This window comes from Mesorhizobium sp. M0292 (assembly GCF_040321695.1).
Classification (GTDB): domain Bacteria; phylum Pseudomonadota; class Alphaproteobacteria; order Rhizobiales; family Rhizobiaceae; genus Mesorhizobium.
Window position 1 is genome coordinate 1 of record NZ_JAMYSB010000020.1, and the last position, 24764, is coordinate 24764.

Here is a 24764-nt window from a genome sequence, read left to right on the forward strand (position 1 = left end):
TCTGTAAGCCATCCTGTTCATAGGCCCAGGCTTACGTCCAGATAAGCAAGCAAACGCTTGCTTCAGATCCGGAGCAGGCAAGAGCTTGCCCTGGAGAGTCCGGAGCAAGCAAGAGCTTGCCCTGGAGAGTCCGGAGCAAGCAAGAGCTTGCCCTGAGGTGACGCGGGGTGGAGCAGCCCGGTAGCTCGTCAGGCTCATAACCTGAAGGTCACAGGTTCAAATCCTGTCCCCGCAACCAACAAAAAAAGCCCGCTTCACGCGGGCTTTTTGCGTTCGGACCGTGATCGATGGCCGCGACCGGCTATTCAACGATCGAGGAGGGCAGCAAGGCTGGCGTGCTCGACTTTATTGACAGGTCCGCGAACCGGGGGGTGATGCCGCCTCGGCGCATTTCGGCGAGAGCTACACGTCGAGCATTGGGAGTTCGCCAGCCCGTCATGGCAAGCGATCTGCACGACAACAGCATGATTCGAGCGGCGGAGAGATCGTCGTACGAAGGCGCGAACCGTTGATTTAAACAACCCGCGCCTTGCCGAAGCTTTTCGTCGCGGGCCGCGTCAGCCAGCTCGCCGCAATGACGCCTGGAAGACCAGCGAGGTCCAGCTGTTGCTCGAGGCGAGATGGCAATAGAGCAGCGCAAGCGCGCCGGATTTCCTGAGATCGAGAAACGCCTCGTCGCTCAATTTGTTGAAGGCCGGCTCGTCGATCACCTGAAAGTCGGTGAGGTTGAGGGTCTCGCCGCCCTCCAGCGTCACCTTGCTCTGCCGCGGCGCGAACAGGCCGTGCGCATCGATCTTGTCGATCATGGCGCGAGTCGCATTGAAGTCGGTCTGGAACTGGCTGCAGAAGGCGAGCGCCTGCTTCGAGGCCTCGGCCGGCTCGTTGCCGTCGAAGAAGGGCGCGATCTCGTCGCTGTCCTTGGACGAAGGCATCTGCTCGACGACGCGTTCGCTGGCACGGTCGATGCACAACGTCAGGCGGCCGGTCGTTTTCGATTCATCGGCGAGGATGAAGGGGTAACGGCGGACATAGGCGGGAATGTAATGCGGCTCCGCCCATTTGCCGTCGGCGCCTACGAACAGGTTCTGGTCCTGGCGCAGACCGGTGATGATGACAGGCGCCTTGGCGTCGCCAATGAAAACGATCGGATAGGAGCGCATCGCCGCCGGCATTTCCGATGCGACGACGGGGATGGCGTGCGCGGTGCGGGCAAAGGAGAAATCGGCCCGCGCCGTAAGGCCGAGTGAGCCGTGCCGCAGCGGATTGAGCGCCTCGGGTTTTTTGTAGAACAGCGGCAGCGCGTTGGTCGCGGTGCTTCCGGCCGGGGCCGTGTCTGTTTTCGCGTCAGTCATCCCTAGTGTTCTCCTCTTATACCATTCCGGTTTAGGCCAGTGGCTGCCGGTGCGCAACGCGTTGACGGCTGCTTCACCCTACGTGGCCAAGATAAATCTATCTGTTTGTTTGATCGTGCTCTTTTGTACTTCTGGAGATCGAGCTCTATAGACAGCACGCCATGAAGCGGCGAGATTGGCTGACGGGATAGACATCTCAAGAGAGCCGTCTGAAAGACAGACGAACCAGGGCAGGCGCATGGCATCGCTTTCGGATTTCGAGCAGGGGCAGAGCTTTTCCGTCGAAGCCGGCGGTCAGACGCTCACGATGGAACTGAGCGCGGTGCAGCCCATTGCCAACAGCCCGCGCGACGGCGGTGGCTTCACGCTGCTGTTCAGGGGGCCGCGCGACGCGGCGCTGCCGCAGGCTATCTATCGGTTCAACGGCAAAAGCGGCGCCCATGAGATCTTCATCGTGCCGATCGCTGCCGATGAGGCAGGGCGGCTTTACGAGGCGGTATTCAACTGATTTTTTTCGACCGGATCGGCCACGGGGACGCTCCGGCCATCAGGGCGATTTGGCAGCGCGGCGGCTCGACATATGATCGACTATATCGAGATTGCGGACGTATTTGACGGAGCGGCGTGTAGCGCACTGTGCGCGGAAATTCGGGCGGCCTTGGGCCGTCCGGCCGGCCTGCTGGGGCGTGCCGACCAGAAGATGGCATGGCCGGAGATCCGAAAGACCGTGCGCGCCGATGTTTCGCAGGCCACTGAAGAGCGAGTGAGTGCCCTGTTGGCGCAGCAGAAGGCGGCTCTGGAGCGGCATTTCGGGCTGCTGCTCGGCCAGGTCGAGAAACCTCAGTTCCTTCACTATCGGCAAGGCGATTTCTTTGTGCCGCACCAGGATGGCAACACGCCGCTCATTCACGACGAGTCGCGGTTCCGAAAGATCTCGGTGGTGATCTTTCTCAACCGTCAATCGGACAACCCTTCGCCAGAAAGCTATGCAGGCGGCTCGCTGGTCCTGCATGGGCCTTACAGCGGCCCGGACCTGCGCATTGCCATGCCGGCATTGCCGGGCTCTCTCGTCGCCTTTCGCTCGGAAACGACGCATGAAGTCACCCCGGTCACGTGCAACGAACGTTTCACCATCGTCTCCTGGTATCGCGGCACGTGACGACCGGCACGGCCCTTACGGCGAACGGATCATCAGGTCGTAGACGCCCTTGTCCTCGGCAACGGTGAAGCCGAGGCGCTTGTAGAGCCGCCGCGCTGGATTGTTCTTCTCGACATGGATCGAGACCGACTTGCCGACGGCGGCGGCCTCATCGATGAGATCGGCGAGCAACGCACCGCCAGACCCCTTGCCGCGATGCGCCGGCAGGAAGGCGATATCTATGATGCAATGCTCGCTCGCCGAGCGCTCGATATACAGGCGACCGATATCTTGCCTTGCCTGCTCGATCACCAGCCAGTCGGCGTTGGGATAGTATTTCTGGTAATGCGCGTGCTGCGCTTGAAACTGCATGTCGAGGAACGCCGTTTTCTGCGCGTCGCTCCACGGCGTGACGGCAAGTTCTTCGGCGCGGGTCGAGGCGTAGAGCGCCGACAGGAACGGCAGATCGGCGTCCGCCATCGGGCGGAACGTCAGATCAATCCGCGCCGCGCGCACCCAGCAAAATATAACAGGCCCGTTGTCCACAATCGGAAGCTGGATCATGGAGTGGCGCTTACGGACGCGCCGGATAAACGCCTTGCATGGCAATGATGAACGTCATCGCCAGATAGGGAGGCAGGTTGTTGTGAGGCAACGTACTGCCCGTTATGCTCAGTGCCTGGGGGTCCATCTGGACCAGATTTTGCGAAGTGTTGTTCTGATAAAGCGTTCCGCCCCCCGACTTCCCCAGAACAACCGCATCGGTAAGAGTTCCCTGGGCGCCACTCTCGGTGGATATCGCGACAAAATGATTATGTTGCGGCATTTCCGTTTGCAGAAGGGTGACGGACGTTTCGCCACCCGTCTCGCCGAGAAACCGCTCCGACAAGCCATTGCCCTGTCCTTGCCCCATGGGCGCGGAGCCAGCCATATTCGGCAACGCGAAGGTCGACTTGCCGTCGCCGCCGTAAACTGTGCCCAGCAGCGAAAACAGCGCCGTATTCTGCGAGATTGGCAGGAGCTGGCCATCGCAGGTCGCCCACCCCGTCGGGGCGAAATCTCCGGCAAAAATTCGAATTTCGGCGACGAACGGATTGGTCATGGCAAGTCTCTAGCTTTGCTGGGGGAAGATGCCAAATAGCGAGATGATGAAACTGACGGCGAGGAACGGCACCATATTGTCGTGAGGCTGGCTGCCGCCGGCCGGCGAAATGGCTCCGGCGGCCATGTTGCCATCAGGTGCGATACCCACATAGGGCGTCAGCAGGCTCGATGTCGCCAAGACACCGCCGGACGGACCCGGATTCTTGGCGATATTCGACGAACCGGTCCAGGTATGGGAATGGTTCGGCATTTGTTGGGTTGAAACAGTGACGGATTCGACCCCGCCCAGTTCTCCGATGATATAGGTCTGGCTGACCAGCGGGCCCTTGCCAGCATGGACGGGGATGCGGGATGCGAGGTTGGGCAGGGCGAATGTTTCCTCCCCGTCGCCGCCATAAGTCGTACCGATCAGATTGAACAAAGTTTCGTTCTCGGAGATCGGCATCAACTGGCCTTGGCAGAACGCCCAGCCATTCGGAGGGAAATTGCCACCGAACATCCTGATCTCGCCGACAAAAGGTTGGCTCATCGAAGCGTCCTCTTAATTTCGCGACGGGAATATGCCTTGCAGGGCAATGATGAAATTCAAGACGAGATAGGGCGATCTGTTCTCATGCGGCTGGCCGCCACCGACGAAAGTGATGTTTTCCTTCGCCATAGCCACCGCGCTGCCAGGCGGCTGATAGATCGGGCTGGCGTTCGCCCCCAACAGCGCGCCGGATGGATTGTTGACGTTGCCGGCAGTGTTCGATGCGTTGACGAAATGGTTGTGTGTCGGCATTTCGCCGAGCGTGAGCGTGTGAAACTCTTCGCCGCCCTGGCCGCCGACAATTGCACCGATAGGGCCGCCCGTATGAACCGGCGCACGTCCCCTCATATCCGGAAGGGCAAAATTTGTCTGGCCGTTGCCGCCGTACCTGGTGCCAAGAAGTGAGAACAATGGCTGGTTCTGGTTAAGCGGCAACAACTGGCCGTTACAAAATGCCCAGCCGCGCGGTGCATAGTTCCAGGAAATGATCTTGACTTCACCTAAATAAGGCTCACTCATCCCCGTCCCCTCCGTTGGCCGCTTACTGTCTGAATTCTTGTATTATGCCTAAGTAAGACAACAAGTCGATATCAGATTCATAAAATATATTTCCTAGGACGAATCCAAGGTTGCTGACTACGGTGTCGCGGCAGGCAGCAGTGGCAGCGGCTGGTTGAAGAACGTCCGGGTGTCCGTCAGCGCCGTTGCCCCGCCATTGATGGTTTCGATACCGGCCTCGCTCGCCTGCGGTACGTTGATCGTGCCGTCGGCGCCGCCGAGGCCGTCCGCGAGGAAGCGGATGGCATTGGCGTTGTTGACGTTGGTGATGGTGTTGGCATGAACGTCGGCATTGATGATAGCGCCGGCAAATGTGGCGGTGACCGTGATGCCGCGGCTGTCGGCATTGTCGCGAATGGTGTTGTTGGTGACCGTCGCGTGCACGGTGCCCGGCTGCACGAGCTGCGTGATCGAGACGCTGTCGCCACCGCTTATGCCGTTGACGCCGATGCTCTGGATAATGTTGTTGTCGATCAGCACCTTGGCGACGCCGAGGCTTTCATGCCCAACCCTGATGCCGTTGCCGGTTCGCGATCCCGAGGTTGCTACGCCTTGCGTACCGATGACGTTGTTGGCGATTGTGCCGTCAAGCGTCCGTGCGAGGTCGCCGCTGCTGAACACGTTGATGGCCGTCGAGTCGCTGTTGGTGACGGTGTTGTTCCGGACGGTGAAATTCAGATTGCCGCCCGTGCCGGCGCCGGAATTGCTGCTCTGGGTAAGGTTGATGCCGTTGTTCAGATTGTTGAATAGATTTCCCGTGGTCTCGCCGATGTGAGCGTTGACGGTGCCGTCATTGGCAATGACGAACAGACCGGTTCCAGGGATGACTCCCGGTCCGGGATAGGCGTTGTTGCCGGTGAAGGTTGCGCCGTCGACGGTCAGCGTCATCGTCGGCGCGCCGGCGACACCGGCGCCGTCCGCCTCGAAGATGAAGTCGCTGCCGGCATTGTTTGAGGCGCCGTTGTTCGAGAACGTGCCGCCGCTCACCACCAGGTTCGCCAACGTGCCGCCGGAATTGATGACCTGCACGTTATGGGTGAATGAGTTGGAGACCGTGAGGTTGGTGAACGTGGTGACGTGCGAGGCGTTGCCGGTAAGTTCGTTGAACAGGATTCCGGACTCGGTGTTGGCATCGGCATTGCTGTTCAGGGTCAGACCGTTGAGCACCACACCGTTGACGCGCAGGCCCTTTATGCCGTTGCCCGCATTGTCGCTGATAATCATGTTGCTCAGGCTGACATCCTGAGTGTCGGTCAGGCTGACGCCATCGCCGGTCGAGTTCTGGATCGTGCCGCCGCTGCCCCCCGTCGCGCCGGTGCCGGTCACCACCAGATTGCCGCTGGTGCCGGTGTTGTTGAGCACGATGCCGTTGGCTGCACCATTGGACGCAATGCTCCTGAACGTCACGTCGCCGGCGCCGATCGTCGTGTTGGCGACATTAAGGGCCGTGCCCGTGCCGGACACGATGGTGTTGCCGGTGCCCTGCACCGTCATCGTGCCGCCGGTGGTGGCTGCCGGACCGGGGCCGGTGGCGCTGAAACCGGCGCCGCTGGTCGTGGCGATGACCAGCCCGCCATTGGTGAAGTTGATCGTCGCGCCGGCATTGTCGCTCAGGCTGACGCCAGCCGCCGTGGTCGAGGTGATCGATTTCGACGCGCCGGAGAAGGTGATGATGCCGGCGACATTGTCGTCCAGCAGGATGCCGATCTGGCCCGCCGCATTATGCGTGATGTTGCCCGACAGGGTGATGTTGCCGGCGGTCAGGGCGCGATCCTGGATGTTGACCGCCTGGCCGGTGCTGCCGCTGGTGATCGCGCCGGCATAGGTGAACGCCGCCGTGCCGCCGCTGTTGGCGGTGCCTAGGCCATCGCCGATACGGATCACGGCGCTTGTTCCGCCCACCAGCGCGCCGGTGCCGAGGTCGATCGCTCCCGAACCGGTGACGGAATCGAGGATGACGGCGCTGGTGCCGCCGGCGCCTTTGTTTGTGGAAGCGAAGGTCACGCCGCCCGCCGCGATAGCAACGCTGTCAAGGTTGACCGCGACGCCGCTGCCGGTCGAAATCGTGTTGCCCGAGCCGATAACGGTCACGGTGCCAGTACCGTTGCTCGTGGCGTTGAAGCCGGTGCCGGAGGTGGTGGTGATGGCTAGGCCGCCGCCGGTGAAGTTGACCGCCGTGTTGGTGTTCGCCGTCAGGTCGACGGCATTGTTGGCTCCGGTGGTCAGTATCTTGCTGGCGCTGGAGAAGTTGATCGTGCCGCCGGTGTTGGCGTTGACGAGGATCCCGTTGGCCACGCCGCTGGTGGCGCTGAGAGTGCCCGACAATGTCGTGGTGCCGGCGGTACGGGTGGAGATGCTGACGACGTTTCCGGCCGTGGTCTTGGTGACCGAGCCGGCATAGCTGACATTGGCCGAGCCGCCGGTGACCAGGAAGGCCGCGCCGGTCGCGCCGCCGAGCGCACCGGAGCCGAGGCTGACAGTGCCGGCGCCGGTGACATTGGTCAGCGACACGTTGTTGGTGCCGCCGGTCGAATTGGTCGAGGTGAAATTGATGCCGGTGGTGGCGATGCCGTTGAGGTTGACCGCCTGCGCGGAAGTGGAGCTCACCGTGCCGGTCGTGACATTGACCGTGCCGCCATTGCTGGCGCTGAATCCGGTGGTGCCGCTTGTGACGATGTCGAGGTTTGCGAAGCTGACGGTCGAGGCCGTGGCGCCGTTGTTGATTGCGACTGCGGTGCCGGTCATCGGCGTCGTGGTGCCGAGATCGACCGTACCGGTGAAGCTCACCGTATTGGCCGCCGTCGCGCCGGAAATGCTGATGCCGCTCGCAGCGCCGTTGGCGATCACCGAGCCGGCGAAGGTGAAGCTGCCGCCAGCGCGGGTCGAGATCGTGGCCGCCGCGCCCGACGTGCTGATGATGGAGCTGGCGCCGTCGAAGCTGATCACCGCGTTGCCGCCGGTCACCGAAAGGCCGCTGCCGCCCGATATATCGACATTGATACCGGCAATCGTGCCGCCAGCGCCCGACGCGCCGCCGAAGGCGATGCCGGTGCCGGTCGCTGCGGTGGTGATGTTGACGTTGGTCAGCGTCGTCGTGCCGACGGTGTTGTCGAGCCTGAAGGCAATGCCGGTGGCGCCGGTGCTGGTGACGTTGGTGATGGTGGTGTTGGACGCGTTCAGCCACACATCGCTGGCGTTGCCGGAGAAAGTAACGTTGTTGATCGTCGTGCTGTTCGACGGGGTAATCTCGATACCCTGCGTGGCGAAATTGCTGATGGTCATGTTGCTGATGACGGTATTCGCAGCACCCGCGCCATTGTCCTTGACGCCACGCGCGGCACCCGCCGGGCTGCCATTCAGGATGAAGCCGTCGATGATGTTGCCGCTGGCGCCGAGCGTGATGACATTGTTGCCGGCGCTCGTCGTCAGCGTCGCGGCGCCATTGGGCGTCTGGTCGATGATCGAGATGCTGTTGCTGGCGAGCTGGATGGTGGAGGGCACCGTCAGCGCCAGATTGATGTTGCCGTTGCCGAAGCCGCGCACCTGCTCGACGGTGGCGAGAGCCAGCGTGTCGTTGCCATTGCTGCCTGCCGCGGTGATGGTGCCGCCATCGTTGACGAGAACCAGGATGTCCGTCGCCACGGCTGCTGCTTCGGCGGTGGCCAGCGTCGCGAGATTGTTCTGGTCGCGACCGCTGCCGTCACCGGTCGCGGACGCGCCGACGAAATAGACCTTGCCGACTCCGAAGCCCAGGCCGGGAGCCGACTGGAAGTTCACATCCTGGAAATTGTAGGTGCCGGTAACCGGCGCACTGGATGCGTCGATGCCTACATTGGCGCCGATGGTCGAGAGCTGGTCGGTCGCCGATTCGCCGTCGCCATAGGTGAAAGCGAGGTTGGTGGCGCTGTTGAGGAACACGCCGGTGTTGACGCCGGCAATGCTGGAGCTGGCGCCGCCGACAACGGCATCGCCGAGGCGTACCGTCTGGCCGCCAGTGGCGCCACGCAGGTCGACGCCTATCGAGGTGCCGGCGGCGGCGGCATTGGTGACATCGAAGTCATTGGCCGTCACCGCCGCATTGATGGTGGCACCGTTGAGATCGAAGGCCACGCCCGTGGTGCTGTTCAGGCCGATGTCGAGATCGTTGAAGGACAGCGCCGCGCCAAGCGCGCCGGAAACATCGACACCACGCGTGGTGATGCCTTGCAGGTTGACCGTGCCGAGAATGATGGCGCCGCCGCCCGACGAGGCGATATTGGTCAGCGAGATGCCGGTTGCGGCGGCAGTGGCCGAAACACTGTCGAAATTCATGCCCTCAGCGCCAATCGTAACGCCATTGAGGTTCAACGCGGTGCCGCCGGCAGTCGTGGTGATGCTGTTGTCGCTGAGGAGCGCGCCGACGCTGACCGTGCCACCGCCGCTGGCGTTGAAGCCCGTGCCGGAGGTGGTGGTAATCACCAGGCCACCCGTATCGAAGTTGATCGTCGCGCTGGTGTTGGTCGTCAAGTCGACCGCCGTATTGGCGCCAGTGGTCAGCGTCTTCGTGCCACCGCTGAGAGTGATGGTCCCGCCGGAGTTGCCGTGGACATAAATACCATTGTCGAAACCGCCGGTGGCGCTGAGCGCGCCGGACAGTGTGACCGTGCCGCCGGTGACGCCGGAGATGTCGACGATCTTGCCGGCGGTGGTCTTGGTGACCGTGCCGCCATAGCTGACGGTCGCAGCACTGCCATTGAGCAGGAATGCGACGCCCGAAGCGCCGCTCAATGCGCCGGATCCGAGGCTGACTGTTCCGGTGACATTGGCCAGGCCAACATTGTTGGTGCCGCCGCCCGACGAGGTCGAGTCGAGCGCAATGCTGGCGGCGACGTTGATGAGGTTGATCGCCTGGCCGCTGGTCGAATTTACCGTCTGGGCTGCAGCGGAAGCGGTGATGCCCATAACGCCACCGGTCCCGACAATGCCGGTGCCGCTGGTGGTATCGATGGTCAGGCCGTTGAGGAAGTTCACCGTGCCGGCGCTTTGCGAGAAGCCGACGCCGCTGCTCGTGTCGATGTTGGCGAGGCCGGCGATGTTGAGGTTGCCGCTGACCCAGTTGATGCCGCCGCCGGTCGTCGCGACGTTGTTCACCGTCACCGTGTTGAAGGTGAACGTGCCGGTGTTGGCGCCGGTGACGTCGATGCCGAAGCTGCCGGTGCCGGTGATGCTGGTTGCGCCGGAGACATTCACCGCCCCGGTGACGCCGTTGAGGATGATGCCGCTGGTGGCGCCGCTCGAGGTGATGCTGTCGAAATTGACACCGCCGGCGCCGAGTGTGCCTTGCAGCGACAGCGCGGTCTGGCCCGTGGCGTTGATCGTCGTCGAACCGGCATTGGCGACGGTGAGGCCATTCAGTCCCGAAAGGCTGAGGCCGGTGGCCAACGATGTCGTGATGTCGAGGCCGCCATTGAAGTTGACCGCAGCTGCCGCGCTGCCGCCCGAAATCGAAACGCCGTTGCCGCCGGTGATCGTCACCTGGTCGGTGAAGGTCACCGCGCCGCCGGTGCGGTTGGCGATATTGATGCCGCCACCGGTCAGCGTTCCCGGAGTGGCGCTGTTGGGCAGGATGCCGCGCGACACCGAAATGGTGCCGGTGCCGCCGTTGACGTCGATCAGCGTGCCGGCAACGTTGATGTTGTTGTTGATGATCGACAGATTGCCGTTGAGGCCGGCGACCTGGATGGCCGTCTGACTAGCGGCGACGTTGCTGATCGTCACGCCTTCGATGGTGATGCCGCTGGCATTGCTGAAGCCGACCGCGCTCTGATCGATGAGGAAGGCGGCACCGGTCGCGCTGCTGAAGTCGAAAGCGGTGTGGCGCACGGCGTTGTCGCCGAGCAATTGCATCAGGTTGGCCGTCCCGCTGACCACGGCCTCGTCGCCGGTGATGTTGCCGCCGGTGGCGCCAAGATTGCCCTGGACGTTGGCCGGCTGGATCGTGCCGGTCGAAACCACATTGCTGTTGCCGAAGCCGGTGATCGTCTGGCCGGAATCGAGCGTGAAGGCGGTGGCGCCGAGATTGATCGTGCCGACGAAGGCGAAGTTCTGCGTGCCGGTCAGCGCATCGGCGGCGGCGAGCGAAATGGTGTTGACGCCCATGCTGAGATTGCCGGTCGTGCCGGCGGCGATGAAGCCGCCCGACTGCGAGACCAGCGTGATCGAACCGGGCGCGGTGGCGAGGTTGGCGCTGCCGGTGAAGAACACGTCGTCGAAATCGTAGTTGCCGAGCGTCGGATCGAGACCGACCGTGTTGACGGTGAAGCCGCCGGCGGCGGCGATGATGAAGGATTCCAGCCCGTCGGTCGAATCGCCGTCGCCGAAGGTGAAGTTGGCATTGGCGGAGGTCGCCGTGGTCTGGCCGGACGACAATTCGACGCCGATGCCGACATTGTCGATCTTCGAGCCCTGCAGGAAGGTGATGACCTTGTTGCCGGTGGTCGACGACAGGTCGATGCCGCGCGAGGTCAGGTCGCCCAGGCCGGTGATCGTCGTCAGGCCGAAATCGGCCGTCGTCGAGGAGCCGCTGAAGTCGATGCCGGTCTGGTTGGCGCCGACATCGTCGATGGTGGTCGTGCCGAAGCTGACATCGTTGTTGGTGCCGGCGAAGTTGATGCCGGCAGTGCCGCTCGTGGTGCCCAGCGTGACCTGGGTCGTGCCGAAGGTCACCGGGCCGGCATTGCCGACAGTGTTGATGCCGATGCCGCCGGCGCCCGTCACGGTCACCGCCCCGAAGGTTGCCGATGCGGTGCTCGCGACACCGGAGACGGACAGGCCGGTGCCCAAGGCATTGGTGATCGATAGCGGGGTGGTAACATTCAACGTTGCGGTGCCGATCAGGCCACCGACCACCGCGCCGCCGCCACCGCTTGCCGACAGGGTCGGGCCGGTGAAGCTGAACGCACCGCCTGCCGGGGGCAATGTCGAGCCGATGGCGAACAGATTTCCGGTGCCGGTCGACGTGACGCTGCCGCTGAACTGGGCCGAGCCGCCGATGGTGCCGTCGATCTTGACCGCCGTGCCTGGTGCTGTTGCCGAGCTGGAGATGTTGGCCGAGACCGTGATCGCGGCGCTGCCGCCAAAAACCACGACGCCGTTGCCGGTGCCGGAACCGGTGATGGTGCCGCCGATGTTGATCGTGCCGGTGTTGTTGGTCAGGCTGACGTCGTCGCCCGAAACCAGCGTCGTCACCAGATTGTTGACATTGACCGTCGCGGCGCTGCCTTGCACCACGAAGCCGGGGCCACCGCCAACAACCGTGTCGATCGTCGTCGTGCCATTGAAGGTAACGGCGTTGGCCACGTTGGTGAGGCGGATGGCGTCGCCATTGACGCGATTGATGTCGACAGCGCCGAAGGTGACGCTGCCGCCGCTGGTGTTTTCGATGAGGATGCCGGTCTGCACGGCGCCGCCTGAGCCGTCGACGGTGACGCTGTGGAAAATGACGCCGCCTGCGCCGATGGTCAAACCGCCGGCGCCACCGAGATGGATGCCGTTTTCGACAGGGCCGAGCCCAGATGCGGTCGTGTTGGTGCCGGTGACGGTGAGCGTGCCGCCATTGATGGCGCTGAAGGCAAGGCCGCCATCGGTGGTGAGGTCGAGCCCGCCGGTGAAATTGATCGTGCCGCCGGCATTGCCGGTCAGGTCGATGGCGTTGGCCGCGCCGGTGCTGGCGGTGATTTGGCCGGCGAAGGTGGCGGAGCCGCCGGTCATGCCGCTGATCATGACCGCGCTCGCGGCACTCGTCTGATTGATGATGCCGTTGTAGGTGAGGTTAGGCGTTGCTCCAAGAATGCTGAGCGCCGTGCCCGTCGTGCCGGCGATCGAACTCGCATTGTCGAAGGTCAGCGTGCCCGTGGAACCGCCCGTGACGCTGACGCCGATACCGGCGCCGGTGATATCCAAATTGTTGAAGGTGCCGGTGCCGCCGAAGTTGCTGGCCAGCAGGCCGGTGCCGCTGACGCCGCCCATCGTCGTGTTGGTGATGTTGATCGCACCCGTTGCGCCGGTCAGGTCGATGCCGGTTACGGCGCTGCTGATCGTCACCCCGGTGATGGTGGCCGCGTTTACATTCGATCCGTTGATCGCCGAGCCCGAACCCGCATTGCTGACGCTGAGGTCGGCGACGCGGTTGCCGTTGGCGAGATCGATGGTGCTGCCGGCCGAGTTGTTGAGAGTGGCGGCGCCATTGCCGAACGGATCGACCTGGGTGCCCGAAGTAACCACCTCGGCGCCGGTGACGTTGGCCGGCGGCCCGCCGAGAGCGACGGTGTTGCCGTTGGCGAAGGAGACGATCTGCTGGCCGTCGGCAAGCGTGAAGCCGTCGGCATCGGTGTTGATGGTTCCAGCGCCGTTGTTGACAAGGACGAAGATGGTGTTGGCGTCGGTCGTCAGACCGTCGGCGGCGTCGGCGTTGATAAGGTCGCCAACGCTCGCGCCGGAGCCGGTCCCGGTGTTTGCTGCGCCGACGAAGATGACGTTGGCGGTGTCGAACAGCTGCGGGCCGACCAGATGGGTGGCGTTGAAGGCATAGGTGCCGTTGCCGGCTAGCAGGCCGCGCATGTCGAGCGAGGCGGTCGTCCCGGTGATCGAACTGGTGCCGACACCGGCGCCGAACGAGAAGGTCGTGTTTGCGCTGGTGCCTGCCGCGCCGTTGGTGCCCATCTGGACGCCGGTGCCGGCGGAGATCACACCGGTGCCGATCGTCACCGAGCCGCCGGTGGTGCCGGAAAGGTCGATGCCCTTGGAAGTGCCAGCTCCGGCAATGTCGAGCGACGTGGCGGTGAAGGTCGACTGGCTGCCCGACAGGTCGAGCCCGGTCTTGCCTGTGGGCAGGCCGGTGATGTCGATGTTGGCGAAGCTGATCGTGCCGTTGGCGCCCTGGACGTCGATGCCGCTCTGGGTCGGCTGGCCGATGCTGGCGTCGCCGAACGTTACCGCGCCGGAATTGCCATTGAGGAGGATCCCGTTCACGCCGGCCTGGTTGATCGTCACCGTGCCGAACGTGGTGGCGCCGGAACTGTTGTTGATCGAGATGCCGTCGCGCGATGGCTGGGTGATGGTGGCCGCGCCGCCGAAATCAACCGTGGCGGCGCTGTTTGTGATGAAAATGCCGTCGAAAAGGGTGTTGGAGGTCGTCGTCGTGCCGGTAACGGAGAAATTGCCGCCGACGTTGCCCAGGCCGATTCCACTCTGTCCGCCGGACTGGCTCACCATGTCCAGCGTGACATTGAGCGCCATCGGGTTGATAAGCCCGAAAGTGACGACATAGACGGCCTGGAGGCCGTTGCCCGAAACCGTGCCGCCGGTCGTCGTCAGGCTTCCGCCGCCCGTCGAGTTGACGAAGATGCCTAAGCCGCCATTGTCCTTTGCATCGAGCGTCTCGAATCCATAGTTTCCGCCGCTGACGATGAACAGGCCGTGGCCGGTATTGTTCGAGAGTGTCGTCGTGCCGGTGAAACTGTAAGTTCCGCCACCATTGTCGATGAGCAGGCCGCTGCCGGTATTGCCGCTTGAGTTCAAATTGTCGGCGGAAACATTGTTGATGGCGCCATCGAACAGCACGCCGTTCAGGCTGGCGCCTGAAACATTCAGCCCCGACATCGTGACATTGCTGACGCCGCTGCCATGCACGCCATTGCCGTTCGCCACACCGGCGATGTTGAAGTCGAGCAGCGACGTGTTGTTGGCCAGCGTCACGGCGTCGCCGGTGCCGGTATTGGTCAGCGTGGCTGCGCCGCCTGGATCCGAGACGACCTGGTCATGCTTGACGTTGTCACCGGTGACGTTGACGGGAATGCCGCCGAGCGAGAAAGTACGCCCGTTGCCGAACGAAGCCATTGTCTGTCCGGCACTCAGCGAGAAGCCGCCAGAGGCGTCGATGGGCGTCCCGTCATTGACCAGCACGAAGATCGCGGTGCCGTTGGTGATAAGGTCAGCCTGGTTAATCGCAAGCAGACTAGACGTGGAAGAGCCGTCACCCAATGATCCGACGCCGCCGACGAAAATCACATTCTGCTGGTCGAACAGCTGCGGGCCGCTGAAGGTCGTCGAGCCGAAAGCATAGAGCCCGAGCGTCTGGTTGAGCCCCCGCGCGTCGAGGGAGGCGGTGATGCCGGCAATCGAGCCGCCGCCGAAACTGAATTGGGCATTGGCCGAATTGGCCGGCGAGCCGGAAATGCCGAAGCGCACGCCGGTGTCGACATTGGCGATCGCGCCGCCATCGGTGATGACGATCGTTGCCCCGCCCGCGCTCGGGGAAGACAGATCGATGCCGATCGAGCCGGCGGCGCCTGTGCCAGTGATGTTGAGCGACTGCGCGGTGAAATTCGTCTGGCTGCCGGAGAAATCGAGGCCGACGCCGGAGCCGAGGCCAGCAATGACGATGTTGCCGGCAATTATTGATGTGTTGGCGCCCGCAAACACCATGCCGTCGGTGCCGGGATTGGTGATGTCGATGTCGCCGAAGCGGATCGCGGCCGGCGAATCCGTGATCGCGATGGCCGGTCCGGTCGTGTTCGAGATCGTCGTCGCGCCGTTGACGGTGAAGCTGCCCGAAAGATTCTCGAGCACGACGCCCGATGCGCCGCCGGTCTGGGTGATCGAATCCAGCACGATATGGGCGGTGATCGGATCGATGAAGACACCGACCCCGTCGTCGCCGAGCGCCTTGTTGCCCGACACCTGGCCGCCGTTGATGGTGATCGAGCCGGCGACCCCGGTGCCCTTCACGGTAATGCCGGCATCGTTGTTGTCGAGCGCGTTGAGGGTGGCGAAAGTGTAGGTGCCGTGGCCGGTTATATCCAGGCCGTCGTCGCCGTTGCCCTGCAGCAGCGTCGTGCCGGTGAAGTTATAGGTGCCGTCGCCTTCGATATGCAGTCCGTCGAGGCCGTTGCCGGTCGCGGTGAAGTTCGAACCATTGACGCCGGTCGAGGTGCCGGTGAAGTCGGCGCCGTGGCCGCCGGTGCCGGTGACCGTGACGTTGGTCAGCGTGGCGCCGGCGATGTTGTTGCCGAAGATGCCGTCCTTGCCGCCGGTGATGATGATGCCGCTCAGCGTGTTGCCATTGGCGAGCGTCAGGACGTTGTTGGCGGGGTTGGTGCCCTGGAGGGTGCCGTTGGAGCCGCCGAAATTGTAGGTGCCGATGCTGCCGTCGACGAGCCGCGCCTGGACGCCCCCGCCACCGCCGATGACGGTCTGGCCGTTGGCGAGCGTCACACCGGCTGTCGTAATGTTGCCCTTGCCGCCGAGCGCGACGACGACGCCGTTCGCGCCGGCGCCGGCGACCGCATTGTCGAGCGTGGTCGGGTCGCCGATCGTGCCGAGGCCGAGCGCGTCGTTGTCACCATCGGCAAAGAAGAACTGGCCGAATGCCGTGTTGGTGGCGGCATTGATCGCCACCCGCGTCGACGTGCCGGTAACTTTGTCCTGGCTCTCGATGCGAACGCCGATATCGCCACGCACGCGCTCGTTAACGCGTTTGCGCAGGCCGGGGCTGACCGGATAGACCGGCTCGGCGCCGTCATCGGCCGAAGACGAGCCCTTGTCGAAAGCGTTGAGCGGCACCGTCAGCCGGATGCTGCCGGCGAACTGGGTGTCATCGCGGTTGTCGTTGCGCACCTCGCCGGTGAAGGTCAGCGACGTGCCTTTGCCGATGACGTCGCCGATGGAATATTCCAGGCCGGCCTTGGCGCCGGTGATGCTGCCGTCGTCGCCGTCGGGATCGCCGAAATGGTAGGCGCCGACATCGAAACGCAGTGAATGGTTCTCGGGCAGGTTGAGCGGCACCTGAACGCCGACCTCGCCCTCGATGCCCCAGGCCGCGTAATCGCGGTGGGCGATGGCCGATATCTGCTCGATCAGCTGATGACCGACCAGCGACAGGCTCGACTCTTGCCCGGCCGTGCTGCGGTCGCCGCTGATCGGCAGATAGACGTTTACGTGCGCATCGTATTTTGAGGTGATGGCCTCGAGGCCGAGCGTCGAGGCGACGAACTGGTGACTGTCGTGGTTCTGGATGTTGAGATAGGCGTAGCCGCCGATCATCAGATCCGGATTGACGATGCGGCGAACGCCGAGGGCGACGTCCTGGCCGAAGCCGTCGTCGAAATCGTATTTCGAGCGCACATCGAGAAAGAGAACGGATTCGAGGTTCTGCTTCAGCGGCAGGAAACCCTCGATCGCCGTGTTGCCGCCATTGTTGTTGGCGCCGATGATGGCGCGGACCTGCGGCTGCCACAGTCCGGTGTCGCCGGCATGGGCGGCTATGCCGGAAAGGGCAAGTGCCAGAGTGGACAGCGCAGTCGTCTTCCAGAGATGTCTGGAAAAACCTGACCGGCGATACTTGGTATTCGCCCGGAACCTTCTTCCGTGCGTCGCCATGTCATTGATCTGCCGAGTTTTCTCGGTCGTCTCCATCCCTTGCGAACCCCGACGAGTACACGCTCCGTCGATAATACTATCCGAATCCCAGTGTATAGCGAGCATCGATCGTTTGCTTTACACATACAAGATTTCAAAGTTGTTTATTGTGGTAATCCAGCAACAGTAATTTAGCCGACGCTCATGTACCGTATTGGCTTCCCCGCCAGGCTCGGCTGTTGTATCAACGCGCTCGGCGAAACCCTGACACGACGAGGATCGGGTGGCTTCATTGCTGAGAACCGTTTGTGGGCGGGCCGCCTGGGTCGGCGCGCTATGGCTGGTTGTGTCGGCAGGGTCGGTGCTTGCCGAAGAGCCGAAGTCAACCAAATCTGCCGAGACGAAGCCTGCAGAAGGCAATCCGTGGGCGCTAAACTGCGCCAGCGGATCGGCCGGCACCGAGCTTCAATGCCAGGTCTCCCAAAACCTTACCGAGGCCAAGACGGGGCAGCGCGTTCTTACCGTTACGGTTCGCCGCGACAATGGCAACGGCAACCTCGCCATGCTGCTGGCCTTGCCGCACGGGCTGTTCCTGCCTTCCGGCGCCTCGTACCAGATCGACCAGGGGCAGAAGACGACCATCGCCATCCAGACCAGCGACCAGAACGGCGCCTATGCCGCGACCCCTTTGTCGGCGGACCTCGTCAAGGCGATGAAATCGGGAACCAACCTGAACATCGGCATGGAGTCGGTGACGCGCAAGCCGGTGACCATTCCGGTCTCGCTTGCCGGATTCACTGCCGCGATCGACAAGCTTCAAGCGTTGAAATAGCCGGCCTATCTCGGCAGATGCGTAAGCATCAGCTTACGTTTTGGACTGGCCGGGCTCACACGTGCTTGCGGCCGCCTGTCTCGCGGAACCAGCTGTCGGGGTAAGGGTACCACCAGTCCTGGATCGCCGGTCTGTGGTCGATGATGACCATCTTGGAGCGTCGGAAGGCGTCGAGTCCCTGGCGTCCCAGCTCGCGGCCAAGGCCTGATGCCTTCCAGCCGCCGAAGGGCAAGGCGTCATTGTCGATCAGCGGGTTGTTGACCCAGACCATGCCGGCCTCGAGCCGCTCGGCCGCCTCATGCGCCTCGGCGAGGTCGGTGGTGAACACCGAGGCGCCGAGGCCGAACGGGCTGTCATTGGCAAGCCGGATCGCCTCGTCGAAATCCTTGACGCGGCAGATCGCGGCGACCGGTCCGAAACACTCTTCGCGTACGATCGCCATATCGGGGGTGACGCCGGTCAGGATCGTTGGCTCGTAGAACCAGCCAGTGTTGTGCGCCGGCGGAATGCGCCCGCCGGCAACGGCTATAGCGCCGTTGCTGATAGCATCATCGACCAGCCGCATCACTTTCGCCCGGGCGGCTTCGCTGACCAGCGGGCCGATCTCGGTCTTGTCCATGCCATTGCCGATGCGCAGCGCCCGCGTCTCCTCGGCGAACAGCTCGACGAAGCGATCGTGAACCGAGTCGACGACAAAGAAGCGTTCGGCCGAGGTGCAGACCTGGCCGGTCAGGTGGAAGGCTGCGGTGACGCTGCCGGCAGCGGCCACCTCCAGCGGCGCGTGCTCGCTGATGATCAGCGGATCGCTGCCGCCGGCTTCGATGACGCAAGGCTTCATGCGCTCGGCGCAGGCGACTGCCACGGCTTTGCCGGCGGCGAACGAGCCGGTGAAGGCGACAGCGTGGGTGCGCTCGGAGGCGATCAGCGCCTGCGCGGTGGCGGCCGTGCCGGGCAGGCAGGAGACCAGCCCTTCGGGCAGCGAGCGGAACACGGTCATGTAATCGAGTGTCGACAGCGTCGTGGCTTCGGCCGGCTTGATGATGCAGCCATTGCCGGCGGCAAGCGAGGCCGCAACGGTCCAGCACATCAGCAGGATCGGGAAGTTGTAGGGCATGATGTGGACGGAGACGCCATACGGCTCGTAGCGCGCATACTGGAACGAACCGGCCTGGGTCGTGCCGGCGATCTTGCCGGCATCGTCGCGCGCCATCTCGGCGTAGTAGCGGAAGATCGGTGCGCAATTGGCGATCTCGCCGATCGCTTCGGGATAAGGCTTGCCCATCTCGCGCACCATCAGCTCTGCGCAGCGGGTGAAGTCTGCCGCCTCGATAGCGTTGGCGACGGCGTGCAGGTGTTTGGCCCTGCTCTTGGCATCGAGCTTCTTCCAGGCGGCTTGTGCCGTGGTTGCGGCACACAGCACCGCATCGATCTCACCGTCCGTTGCGGCGGAGATCGAGCCGACGGTCTCCAGCGTCGCCGGATCGATCACCGGTTTTGCCGTGCCGGTCATCGGCCGGTAGTCCGGATTGACGAAGAAAGCCGGTCGGTCAGCGGAGAATTGCATGGTCATCCTTTCAGGTCCGCTCAGCGGATCATGTAGACCTTCTTGATGGTCTCATGGACGGTGCAGACGCCTTTCCAATTCTGAGGAAAGAACGCCGCCGTGTCCGGCTCGATCTGGATGACCTCGCCCGATTCGTGCACATAGGTGCAGCGGCCCTCGAGGAAGTGGCAGAACTCGTCGCGGGTGACATGGCAGTGCCATTTGCCGGGGGTGCAGACCCACAGGCCGCATTCCGAACGGCCCTCCGGCCCCTTGTAGAGCAGCTTGCCCGAGGTGTGGGACACGCCCTCGATCATGGTCGGGATGACGCCCCAGTCGACGAGGTCGGTGATGGCAAGTGGGGATTGCATGATGGGCGTGGTCATGGCGATTTCCTTTAAAAAAGTGCTCAGCGGCACATGAAGGCCTTGGTCAGTGTTTGCGTGATGGTGGAGGTGCCGGCCCAGCCGGCGGGGAAGAACACCAGCATGCCGGCCTCGACCGGGATCTCTTCGCCATTCTCGCGGACATAGGTCCCGCGGCCCGACAGGAAATGGCAGAACTCGTCGGCGGCAAAGGTAACCTTGCGGCTGCCTGGCGTGCACGACCACAGGCCGCATTCGCTTGAGCCGTCCGGGTTCTGCGAGAGGATCCTGCCCGAGGCGCGCGGCGAGCCGGCAAGCGTGTTGCTGCCCCCGCCCCAGTCCTCCAGTTTCACGGTCGAGGCCTTTGGCCAGTGCGGTGTCGGCATATTGGGAAGCTCCGTTGCTGTTCAAGCCAGCATGTAGACGTTGCGCATGGTCTCATGCACGGTGCATTCGCCTGTCCAGCCGGCAGGGAACATGACCACGGTCCCGGCTGCGACTTCTACCACCTCCCCAGCATCCGACCGGTACGTCGCGCGGCCGGCGACGAAATGGCACAATTCGTCGCGCGGAATCGAGAGCCGCCAGCGGCCGGGCGTGCAGACCCAGATGCCGGATTCCGGCTGGTTGTTGGGTCCTTTGTGGACAAGCCTGCCGGTCGAGTGCGACGCGCCGTCGAGCGCGTCGGACTGGACGCCCCAGTCGACGAGGTCGGTGCGGGTGGAGGCTTGGTAAAGGTGCGGGGCGGAGGAGGTCACAGCAACTTCTCCAGCAACCCTGCGGCCTTTTCCGGTCCGTTCTGTGCCCGCATCTGCGACGAGGTCTTCGCCAGCTTGGCCTTCATCTTGGGGTCGGTCAGGCAAGCCTCGATCCTGCTGACCAACTGGGCGTCGCTCCAGTCGTAGCGCGGCATGCCGAAGCCGTGGCCGGTTTCCTGGACGCGGGTGGCGTTGTCGTGGCCGTCCCAGACATAGGGCATGATGATGGCCGGCTTGCCGAAATAGAGGCACTCCGTGAACGAGTTGTTGCCGCCATGGTGGATGACGGCATCGACCTGCGGGATGACTGAAGGCTGCGGAAACCAGCTCTCGACGATGACGTTGTCCGGCACATCCGTGTACAGGTCCTTGTAGCCGCCGACATTGACCAGCGCGCGGTAACGGGTCTTGCCCAGTGTTGTGATGATGCGCTTCAACAAATCGACATCGCCAGCGCCGAGGCTGCCGAAGGAGACATAGAGCAGCGGCCCGTCATTGTTCTCGGCGAAGGTCGGCACGGCGTATGGCTTTTCCTGCCGCACGCAGCCTTCGAGATACTGGAATTTCGTCGTATCAAGCGGATGGCGGCGTTTGAACTTTGCCGCTTCGGGATAGAGCAGCAGATTGAGATAGGGCGAGGCCTCGAAGAACTGACCGACCGGGTATGGCGCTTCATTGTTTGCGGTGAGGAAGGCGTTGAAGTCGTCGTGGATGGGCTTGATCACCGCATTGAAATGATCGCGATAGCGCTGGTGGCCGACATGGTCGTTCTCGCCGCAACCGGAGAGATGCGGCGGGATGTCCTCATCCTCGATCTCGTTTTCCGAGCAGGAGATGACGCGCACCCAAGGCTTGCCGAACTGTTTGATGGCCGGAAACAGGATGACATTGTCGACGCAAATGACATCAGGCTTGATGGCGGCCAGGACTCGCGGCAAATCCTTCTGCGCCCATTTGGCGCTGTCGACAATCGCGGTCCAGCAATCCTTCACGTAATTGTCGACCTGATCGTAGGGCGATTTGCGGAAGTTCGGGATGTGGCCGTTGATGAAGTCTTCCCAGAATTTCGCCATCTGCTCGGGCGGCATCGGCTCCGACAGGTTCACCGGATGCGCTTCGAAGCCGTAACCCTTGTAGACATCGACAAAGCCGGGGTCGGACAGGAACACTGCCTTATGGCCGCGCGCCTCGACGGCTTGCGCGATGCCGACCGAATTGAGCGCCGGGCCGTAGGCCGCTTCGGGAAAAAACGCGATCGTCTTCTGCGCCATCAAGCTCTCCTATTCCTGAAAAATTCTGACATCGGCGGCGTCCCAGCCGAGTTCGACCTGATCGCCCGACGAGACCGGCCGGCGGTCGGCGGCATCGGCGGTGACGCGCACCAGAAATGGTTTTGGCGACAGAGGCGTGCGGACATGCAGCTGCAGGTCGAGCCCGTGATAGGCCAGCGCCTCAACCGTGCCGGCGATGCGGTTGGCGGTCTCGGCTGACGGGAACAGCCGGATGCGCTCGGGTCGCACCGAAGCGACAGCGGAAGCGCCGGGTGTGAGCTTGGCGGGAACCTTGCCGGTGATGCGCGCGCCGTTCGCGGCGATCACGCCATCCGCAGACATCTTGCCCGGTACGAAATTCATCACGCCGATGAAGTCGGCGACGAAACGGTCGGTGGGATGCTCGTAGATCACGTGCGGCGTGTCGCATTGCAGCAGCTGGCCGTCCTTGAGCACCGCCATGCGGTCGGCCATGACGAGTGACTCTTCCTGGTCGTGGGTGACGATGACGAAGGTGATGCCGACTTCGTGCTGCAGGCGCTTCAGCTCCATCTGCATGGCGCCGCGCAGTTTCTTGTCCAGCGCGCCCAGCGGTTCGTCGAGCAGCAGCAACCGAGGCCGTTTGACCAGCGCGCGGGCGAGCGCGACGCGCTGCTTCTGGCCACCCGACAATTGCTCAGGCTTACGGTCGGCGAAGGGGACAAGCTCGGTGGTGGCCAGAATGGCCTCGACGCGGGAACGGATTTCAGCTTTCGGCAAGCGCTCCATCTCCAGCCCGTAGGAGACATTGGCGCGCACGCTCATATGCGGGAACAGCGCGTAGGACTGGAACATCAGATTGACCGGCCGCTTGTTGGGCGGGGTCCGGGCGATGTCTTTGCCATCGAGCAGTATGCGGCCGTCGGTTGGCGTCTCGAAGCCGGCCAGCATGCGCAGCAGCGTGGTCTTGCCGCAGCCGGAGGGTCCAAGCAGCGCGAAGAACTCGTTTTCGCGGATGTCGAGCGAGATGCCGTCGACGGCGGTGACCCGGCCGAACTTCTTCGAAACGTTATCAATGGCCAGCAGCGTGCGCGGTTCGCTCATTGGCCGATGATCCCACGGTTGAGCCGCTGCGACAGGGTCAGCGCGGTGATGGATACCGCCATGACGATGGTCGCCAGCGCGTTGATCTCCGGCGTGATGCCGAAGCGGATCATGGCGTAGATCTGCATAGGCAGCGTCGTCGAGGCGCGGCCGGCACCGGCGGTGAAGAAGGCGATGATGAACTCGTCGACCGAGAGCGTGAAGGCAAGCAGAGCGCCGGCAATCACTGCCGGCGCGATGACCGGCAATGTCACACGCCGGAAGGTGGTCAGAGCCGAGGCGCCGAGGTCGGCGGAGGCCTCGACGATCGACCAGTCGAAACTCTTTAGCCTTGCGCGCACCACCGAGCAGACGAAGGCGAGGTTGAAGACGACATGGGCGAGGATGATGGTGTGCAGGCCCATGGTCAGGTTTAGCATGGAGAAGAACGACAGCAGAGCGATCGCCAGGACGATGTCGGGGATGATCATCGGTGCGAAGATCAGCGCCTCGAGACCCCTGCCGTATTGCCGGCGCATCTCGATGCCGATGGCCAGCAGCGTGCCGAGCAGCGTGGCGATGGCCGTGGAGACCAACGCCACGATCAGCGTGTTGAGCGCAGCGGAAAGGATGGCGGAATTGCCGGCCAGCGAGGCATACCATTTCAGCGAAAAGCCCGACCATGCCGTCGGCAATCCGCCTTCGTTGAAGGACAGCGCCACCAGCACGGCGATGGGGATGTAGAGGAAGGCGAAGACGAGGGTGAGGATCGTCCGCATGCCGAGCGTACGGGTGAAGGAATGGGTCATCGCCGGCCTCCGACAATTGGAAGGCAAGCGAACGACCAGAGTCCTTCTCCCTGTTCACGGGTAGAAGATACCGGCAGGCAGACGGGGGGCAGCGCTGAGCGTCGCAAAGGTTGACGCCGCCCCTCATCCGCCCCTTCGGGGCACCTTCTCCCGGTGAACGGGGAGAAGGCAAGAATTGCGCAGCGCTCAGCCATCGGCGTCACCCTTTGCCTCAGCCGCACGCCCCGCAGCGCGGTCGGCGGCGAGCGCCTGCGCCATCAGCACCAGAAGCATGATGGCGATCAGCGCCATGGCGAGCGCTGCGCCGAACGGCCAGTCATTGGCAGTCAGGAACTGGTCGTAAACGAGGTTGCCGATCATCTGGAAGCGGCCGCCACCGAGCAGCGCCGGGGTGACGAAATTGCCGATCGACAGCACGAAGACGAAGACAGCACCCGCAGCGATGCCGGGCACGGTCAGCGGCAGGATGACACGTCGGAAAGTGGTGGCAGCGGAGGCGCCGAGATCGCGCGATGCCTCGGCCAGTTCCGGGTTGAGGCGCGACAGCGGCGCGTAGCAGGCGAGGATGACGAAGGGCAGATAGTTGTAGACGAGGCCCGCGATGACCGAGCCTTCGGTATAGAGCATCGAGGGCGGTTCGCCGGTGTAGCCGAACCAGCGCAGCAACTGGGTGATCAGCCCTTCGCGGTTCAGCAGCACGATCCAGGCATAGGTGCGGATCAGATAGTTGGACCAGAACGGCAGCACGGCGAAGAACAGGAAAATTGGCTGCCACCGGCGCGGTGCGGCCGCGATCGCATAGGCTGCGGCATAGCCAATCACCACCGCAATCAAGGTCGCGGTGCCGGCGATACGTGCTGAGTTGAGGAAGATGCCGGCATAGAGCGGGTCGAAGACCAACCCGAAATTTTCCAGCGTCAAAGTGTAGTCGATGCCGCCATAGACGCCGCGCCGGAAGAAGGCGAGCGCCAGCACCAGGGCGCATGGCACCACCATCAGCGCGGTCAGCCAGACCAGCGCCGGGGCCATCAGCAGAGAGGAACGAAG

The 24764-nt window shown here is 63.3% G+C and carries 17 protein-coding genes and 1 tRNA gene; 4 read left to right on the plus strand and 14 right to left on the minus strand.

The window, feature by feature from the left end:
- The first annotated feature begins 161 nt into the window (after positions 1–161).
- Positions 162–238, plus strand: a tRNA-Met gene (locus tag NKI96_RS24645).
- 319 nt (positions 239–557) lie between these two features.
- On the opposite strand, the gene NKI96_RS24650 is transcribed toward NKI96_RS24645, so the two are convergent.
- A complete protein-coding gene (locus NKI96_RS24650) occupies positions 558–1352 on the minus strand; it encodes a SapC family protein (RefSeq protein ID WP_023685704.1) in 795 nt (264 codons plus the stop codon).
- Between the two features lie 238 nt (positions 1353–1590).
- Between NKI96_RS24650 and NKI96_RS24655 the strand changes: the two genes are divergently transcribed.
- A complete protein-coding gene (locus NKI96_RS24655) occupies positions 1591–1860 on the plus strand; it encodes a DUF6916 family protein (protein WP_023672960.1) in 270 nt (89 codons plus the stop codon).
- Positions 1861–1932: 72 nt separating this feature from the next.
- Entirely contained in the window at positions 1933–2511 is a 579-nt protein-coding gene (locus NKI96_RS24660) for a 2OG-Fe(II) oxygenase (RefSeq protein ID WP_023672959.1), read from the plus strand.
- A 15-nt stretch (positions 2512–2526) separates the two neighbouring features.
- Here NKI96_RS24660 and NKI96_RS24665 read toward each other — a convergent pair whose 3' ends face one another.
- The 5 genes from NKI96_RS24665 to NKI96_RS24685 all read right to left on the minus strand — a co-directional run bounded on the left by NKI96_RS24665 (position 2527) and on the right by NKI96_RS24685 (position 17098).
- A complete protein-coding gene (locus tag NKI96_RS24665) occupies positions 2527–3054 on the minus strand; it encodes a GNAT family N-acetyltransferase (RefSeq protein WP_023833000.1) in 528 nt (175 codons plus the stop codon).
- Between the two features lie 10 nt (positions 3055–3064).
- Positions 3065–3592, minus strand: a complete 528-nt coding sequence (locus tag NKI96_RS24670) for a phage tail protein (protein ID WP_023686661.1) — start codon at positions 3590–3592, stop codon at positions 3065–3067.
- Positions 3593–3601: 9 nt separating this feature from the next.
- Positions 3602–4123, minus strand: a complete 522-nt coding sequence (locus NKI96_RS24675) for a phage tail protein (protein ID WP_023672956.1) — start codon at positions 4121–4123, stop codon at positions 3602–3604.
- Between the two features lie 12 nt (positions 4124–4135).
- Complete coding sequence (locus NKI96_RS24680; RefSeq protein ID WP_023672955.1) at positions 4136–4642, minus strand: phage tail protein; 507 nt, start codon at positions 4640–4642, stop codon at positions 4136–4138.
- A 117-nt stretch (positions 4643–4759) separates the two neighbouring features.
- Positions 4760–17098, minus strand: coding sequence for a hypothetical protein (locus NKI96_RS24685; protein ID WP_352806721.1), 12339 nt, complete (start codon positions 17096–17098; stop codon positions 4760–4762).
- Positions 17099–17360: 262 nt separating this feature from the next.
- Between NKI96_RS24685 and NKI96_RS24690 the strand changes: the two genes are divergently transcribed.
- A complete protein-coding gene (locus NKI96_RS24690) occupies positions 17361–17909 on the plus strand; it encodes an invasion associated locus B family protein (protein ID WP_031197668.1) in 549 nt (182 codons plus the stop codon).
- Between the two features lie 55 nt (positions 17910–17964).
- Here the strand turns inward: NKI96_RS24690 and NKI96_RS24695 are convergent, their stop codons facing one another.
- The 8 genes from NKI96_RS24695 to NKI96_RS24730 all read right to left on the minus strand — a co-directional run bounded on the left by NKI96_RS24695 (position 17965) and on the right by NKI96_RS24730 (position 24746).
- Positions 17965–19473, minus strand: a complete 1509-nt coding sequence (locus NKI96_RS24695; RefSeq protein WP_023692049.1) for an aldehyde dehydrogenase family protein — start codon at positions 19471–19473, stop codon at positions 17965–17967.
- A 20-nt stretch (positions 19474–19493) separates the two neighbouring features.
- Positions 19494–19838: a cupin domain-containing protein gene (locus NKI96_RS24700; RefSeq protein ID WP_023672951.1), complete on the minus strand. Its 345-nt coding sequence runs from the start codon at positions 19836–19838 to the stop codon at positions 19494–19496.
- Between the two features lie 23 nt (positions 19839–19861).
- Positions 19862–20203 carry a cupin domain-containing protein gene (locus NKI96_RS24705; protein ID WP_023672950.1) on the minus strand — a complete coding sequence of 114 codons (342 nt, stop codon included), beginning with the start codon at positions 20201–20203 and terminating at the stop codon, positions 19862–19864.
- Positions 20204–20224: 21 nt separating this feature from the next.
- The gene (locus NKI96_RS24710) at positions 20225–20575 is read right to left on the minus strand and encodes a cupin domain-containing protein (RefSeq protein WP_023692048.1); all 351 of its coding nucleotides are present in this window, start codon (positions 20573–20575) and stop codon (positions 20225–20227) included.
- A complete protein-coding gene (locus NKI96_RS24715) occupies positions 20572–21846 on the minus strand; it encodes a glycosyltransferase (protein WP_023672948.1) in 1275 nt (424 codons plus the stop codon). Before NKI96_RS24715 ends, NKI96_RS24710 begins: the two co-directional genes overlap by 4 nt.
- Positions 21847–21855: 9 nt before the next feature.
- A complete protein-coding gene (locus NKI96_RS24720; protein ID WP_023692047.1) occupies positions 21856–22929 on the minus strand; it encodes an ABC transporter ATP-binding protein in 1074 nt (357 codons plus the stop codon).
- A complete protein-coding gene (locus NKI96_RS24725) occupies positions 22926–23717 on the minus strand; it encodes an ABC transporter permease (protein ID WP_023672946.1) in 792 nt (263 codons plus the stop codon). Before NKI96_RS24725 ends, NKI96_RS24720 begins: the two co-directional genes overlap by 4 nt.
- Before the next feature lie 186 nt (positions 23718–23903).
- The gene (locus NKI96_RS24730) at positions 23904–24746 is read right to left on the minus strand and encodes an ABC transporter permease (RefSeq protein ID WP_023672945.1); all 843 of its coding nucleotides are present in this window, start codon (positions 24744–24746) and stop codon (positions 23904–23906) included.
- Between the last annotated feature and the right edge of the window lie 18 nt (positions 24747–24764).

Bases quoted from the DNA above. Each gene is read 5' to 3' on its own strand.
- NKI96_RS24650 (WP_023685704.1), bottom strand. From the start codon at position 1,352: ATGACTGACGCGAAAACAGACACGGCCCCGGCCGGAAGCACCGCGACC.
- NKI96_RS24655 (WP_023672960.1), top strand. From the start codon at position 1,591: ATGGCATCGCTTTCGGATTTCGAGCAGGGGCAGAGCTTTTCCGTCGAA.
- NKI96_RS24660 (WP_023672959.1), top strand. From the start codon at position 1,933: ATGATCGACTATATCGAGATTGCGGACGTATTTGACGGAGCGGCGTGT.
- NKI96_RS24665 (WP_023833000.1), bottom strand. From the start codon at position 3,054: ATGATCCAGCTTCCGATTGTGGACAACGGGCCTGTTATATTTTGCTGG.
- NKI96_RS24670 (WP_023686661.1), bottom strand. From the start codon at position 3,592: ATGACCAATCCGTTCGTCGCCGAAATTCGAATTTTTGCCGGAGATTTC.
- NKI96_RS24675 (WP_023672956.1), bottom strand. From the start codon at position 4,123: ATGAGCCAACCTTTTGTCGGCGAGATCAGGATGTTCGGTGGCAATTTC.
- NKI96_RS24680 (WP_023672955.1), bottom strand. From the start codon at position 4,642: ATGAGTGAGCCTTATTTAGGTGAAGTCAAGATCATTTCCTGGAACTAT.
- NKI96_RS24685 (WP_352806721.1), bottom strand. From the start codon at position 17,098: ATGGCGACGCACGGAAGAAGGTTCCGGGCGAATACCAAGTATCGCCGG.
- NKI96_RS24695 (WP_023692049.1), bottom strand. From the start codon at position 19,473: ATGCAATTCTCCGCTGACCGACCGGCTTTCTTCGTCAATCCGGACTAC.
- NKI96_RS24700 (WP_023672951.1), bottom strand. From the start codon at position 19,838: ATGACCACGCCCATCATGCAATCCCCACTTGCCATCACCGACCTCGTC.
- NKI96_RS24705 (WP_023672950.1), bottom strand. From the start codon at position 20,203: ATGCCGACACCGCACTGGCCAAAGGCCTCGACCGTGAAACTGGAGGAC.
- NKI96_RS24715 (WP_023672948.1), bottom strand. From the start codon at position 21,846: ATGGCGCAGAAGACGATCGCGTTTTTTCCCGAAGCGGCCTACGGCCCG.
- NKI96_RS24720 (WP_023692047.1), bottom strand. From the start codon at position 22,929: ATGAGCGAACCGCGCACGCTGCTGGCCATTGATAACGTTTCGAAGAAG.
- NKI96_RS24725 (WP_023672946.1), bottom strand. From the start codon at position 23,717: ATGACCCATTCCTTCACCCGTACGCTCGGCATGCGGACGATCCTCACC.
- NKI96_RS24730 (WP_023672945.1), bottom strand. From the start codon at position 24,746: ATGGCCCCGGCGCTGGTCTGGCTGACCGCGCTGATGGTGGTGCCATGC.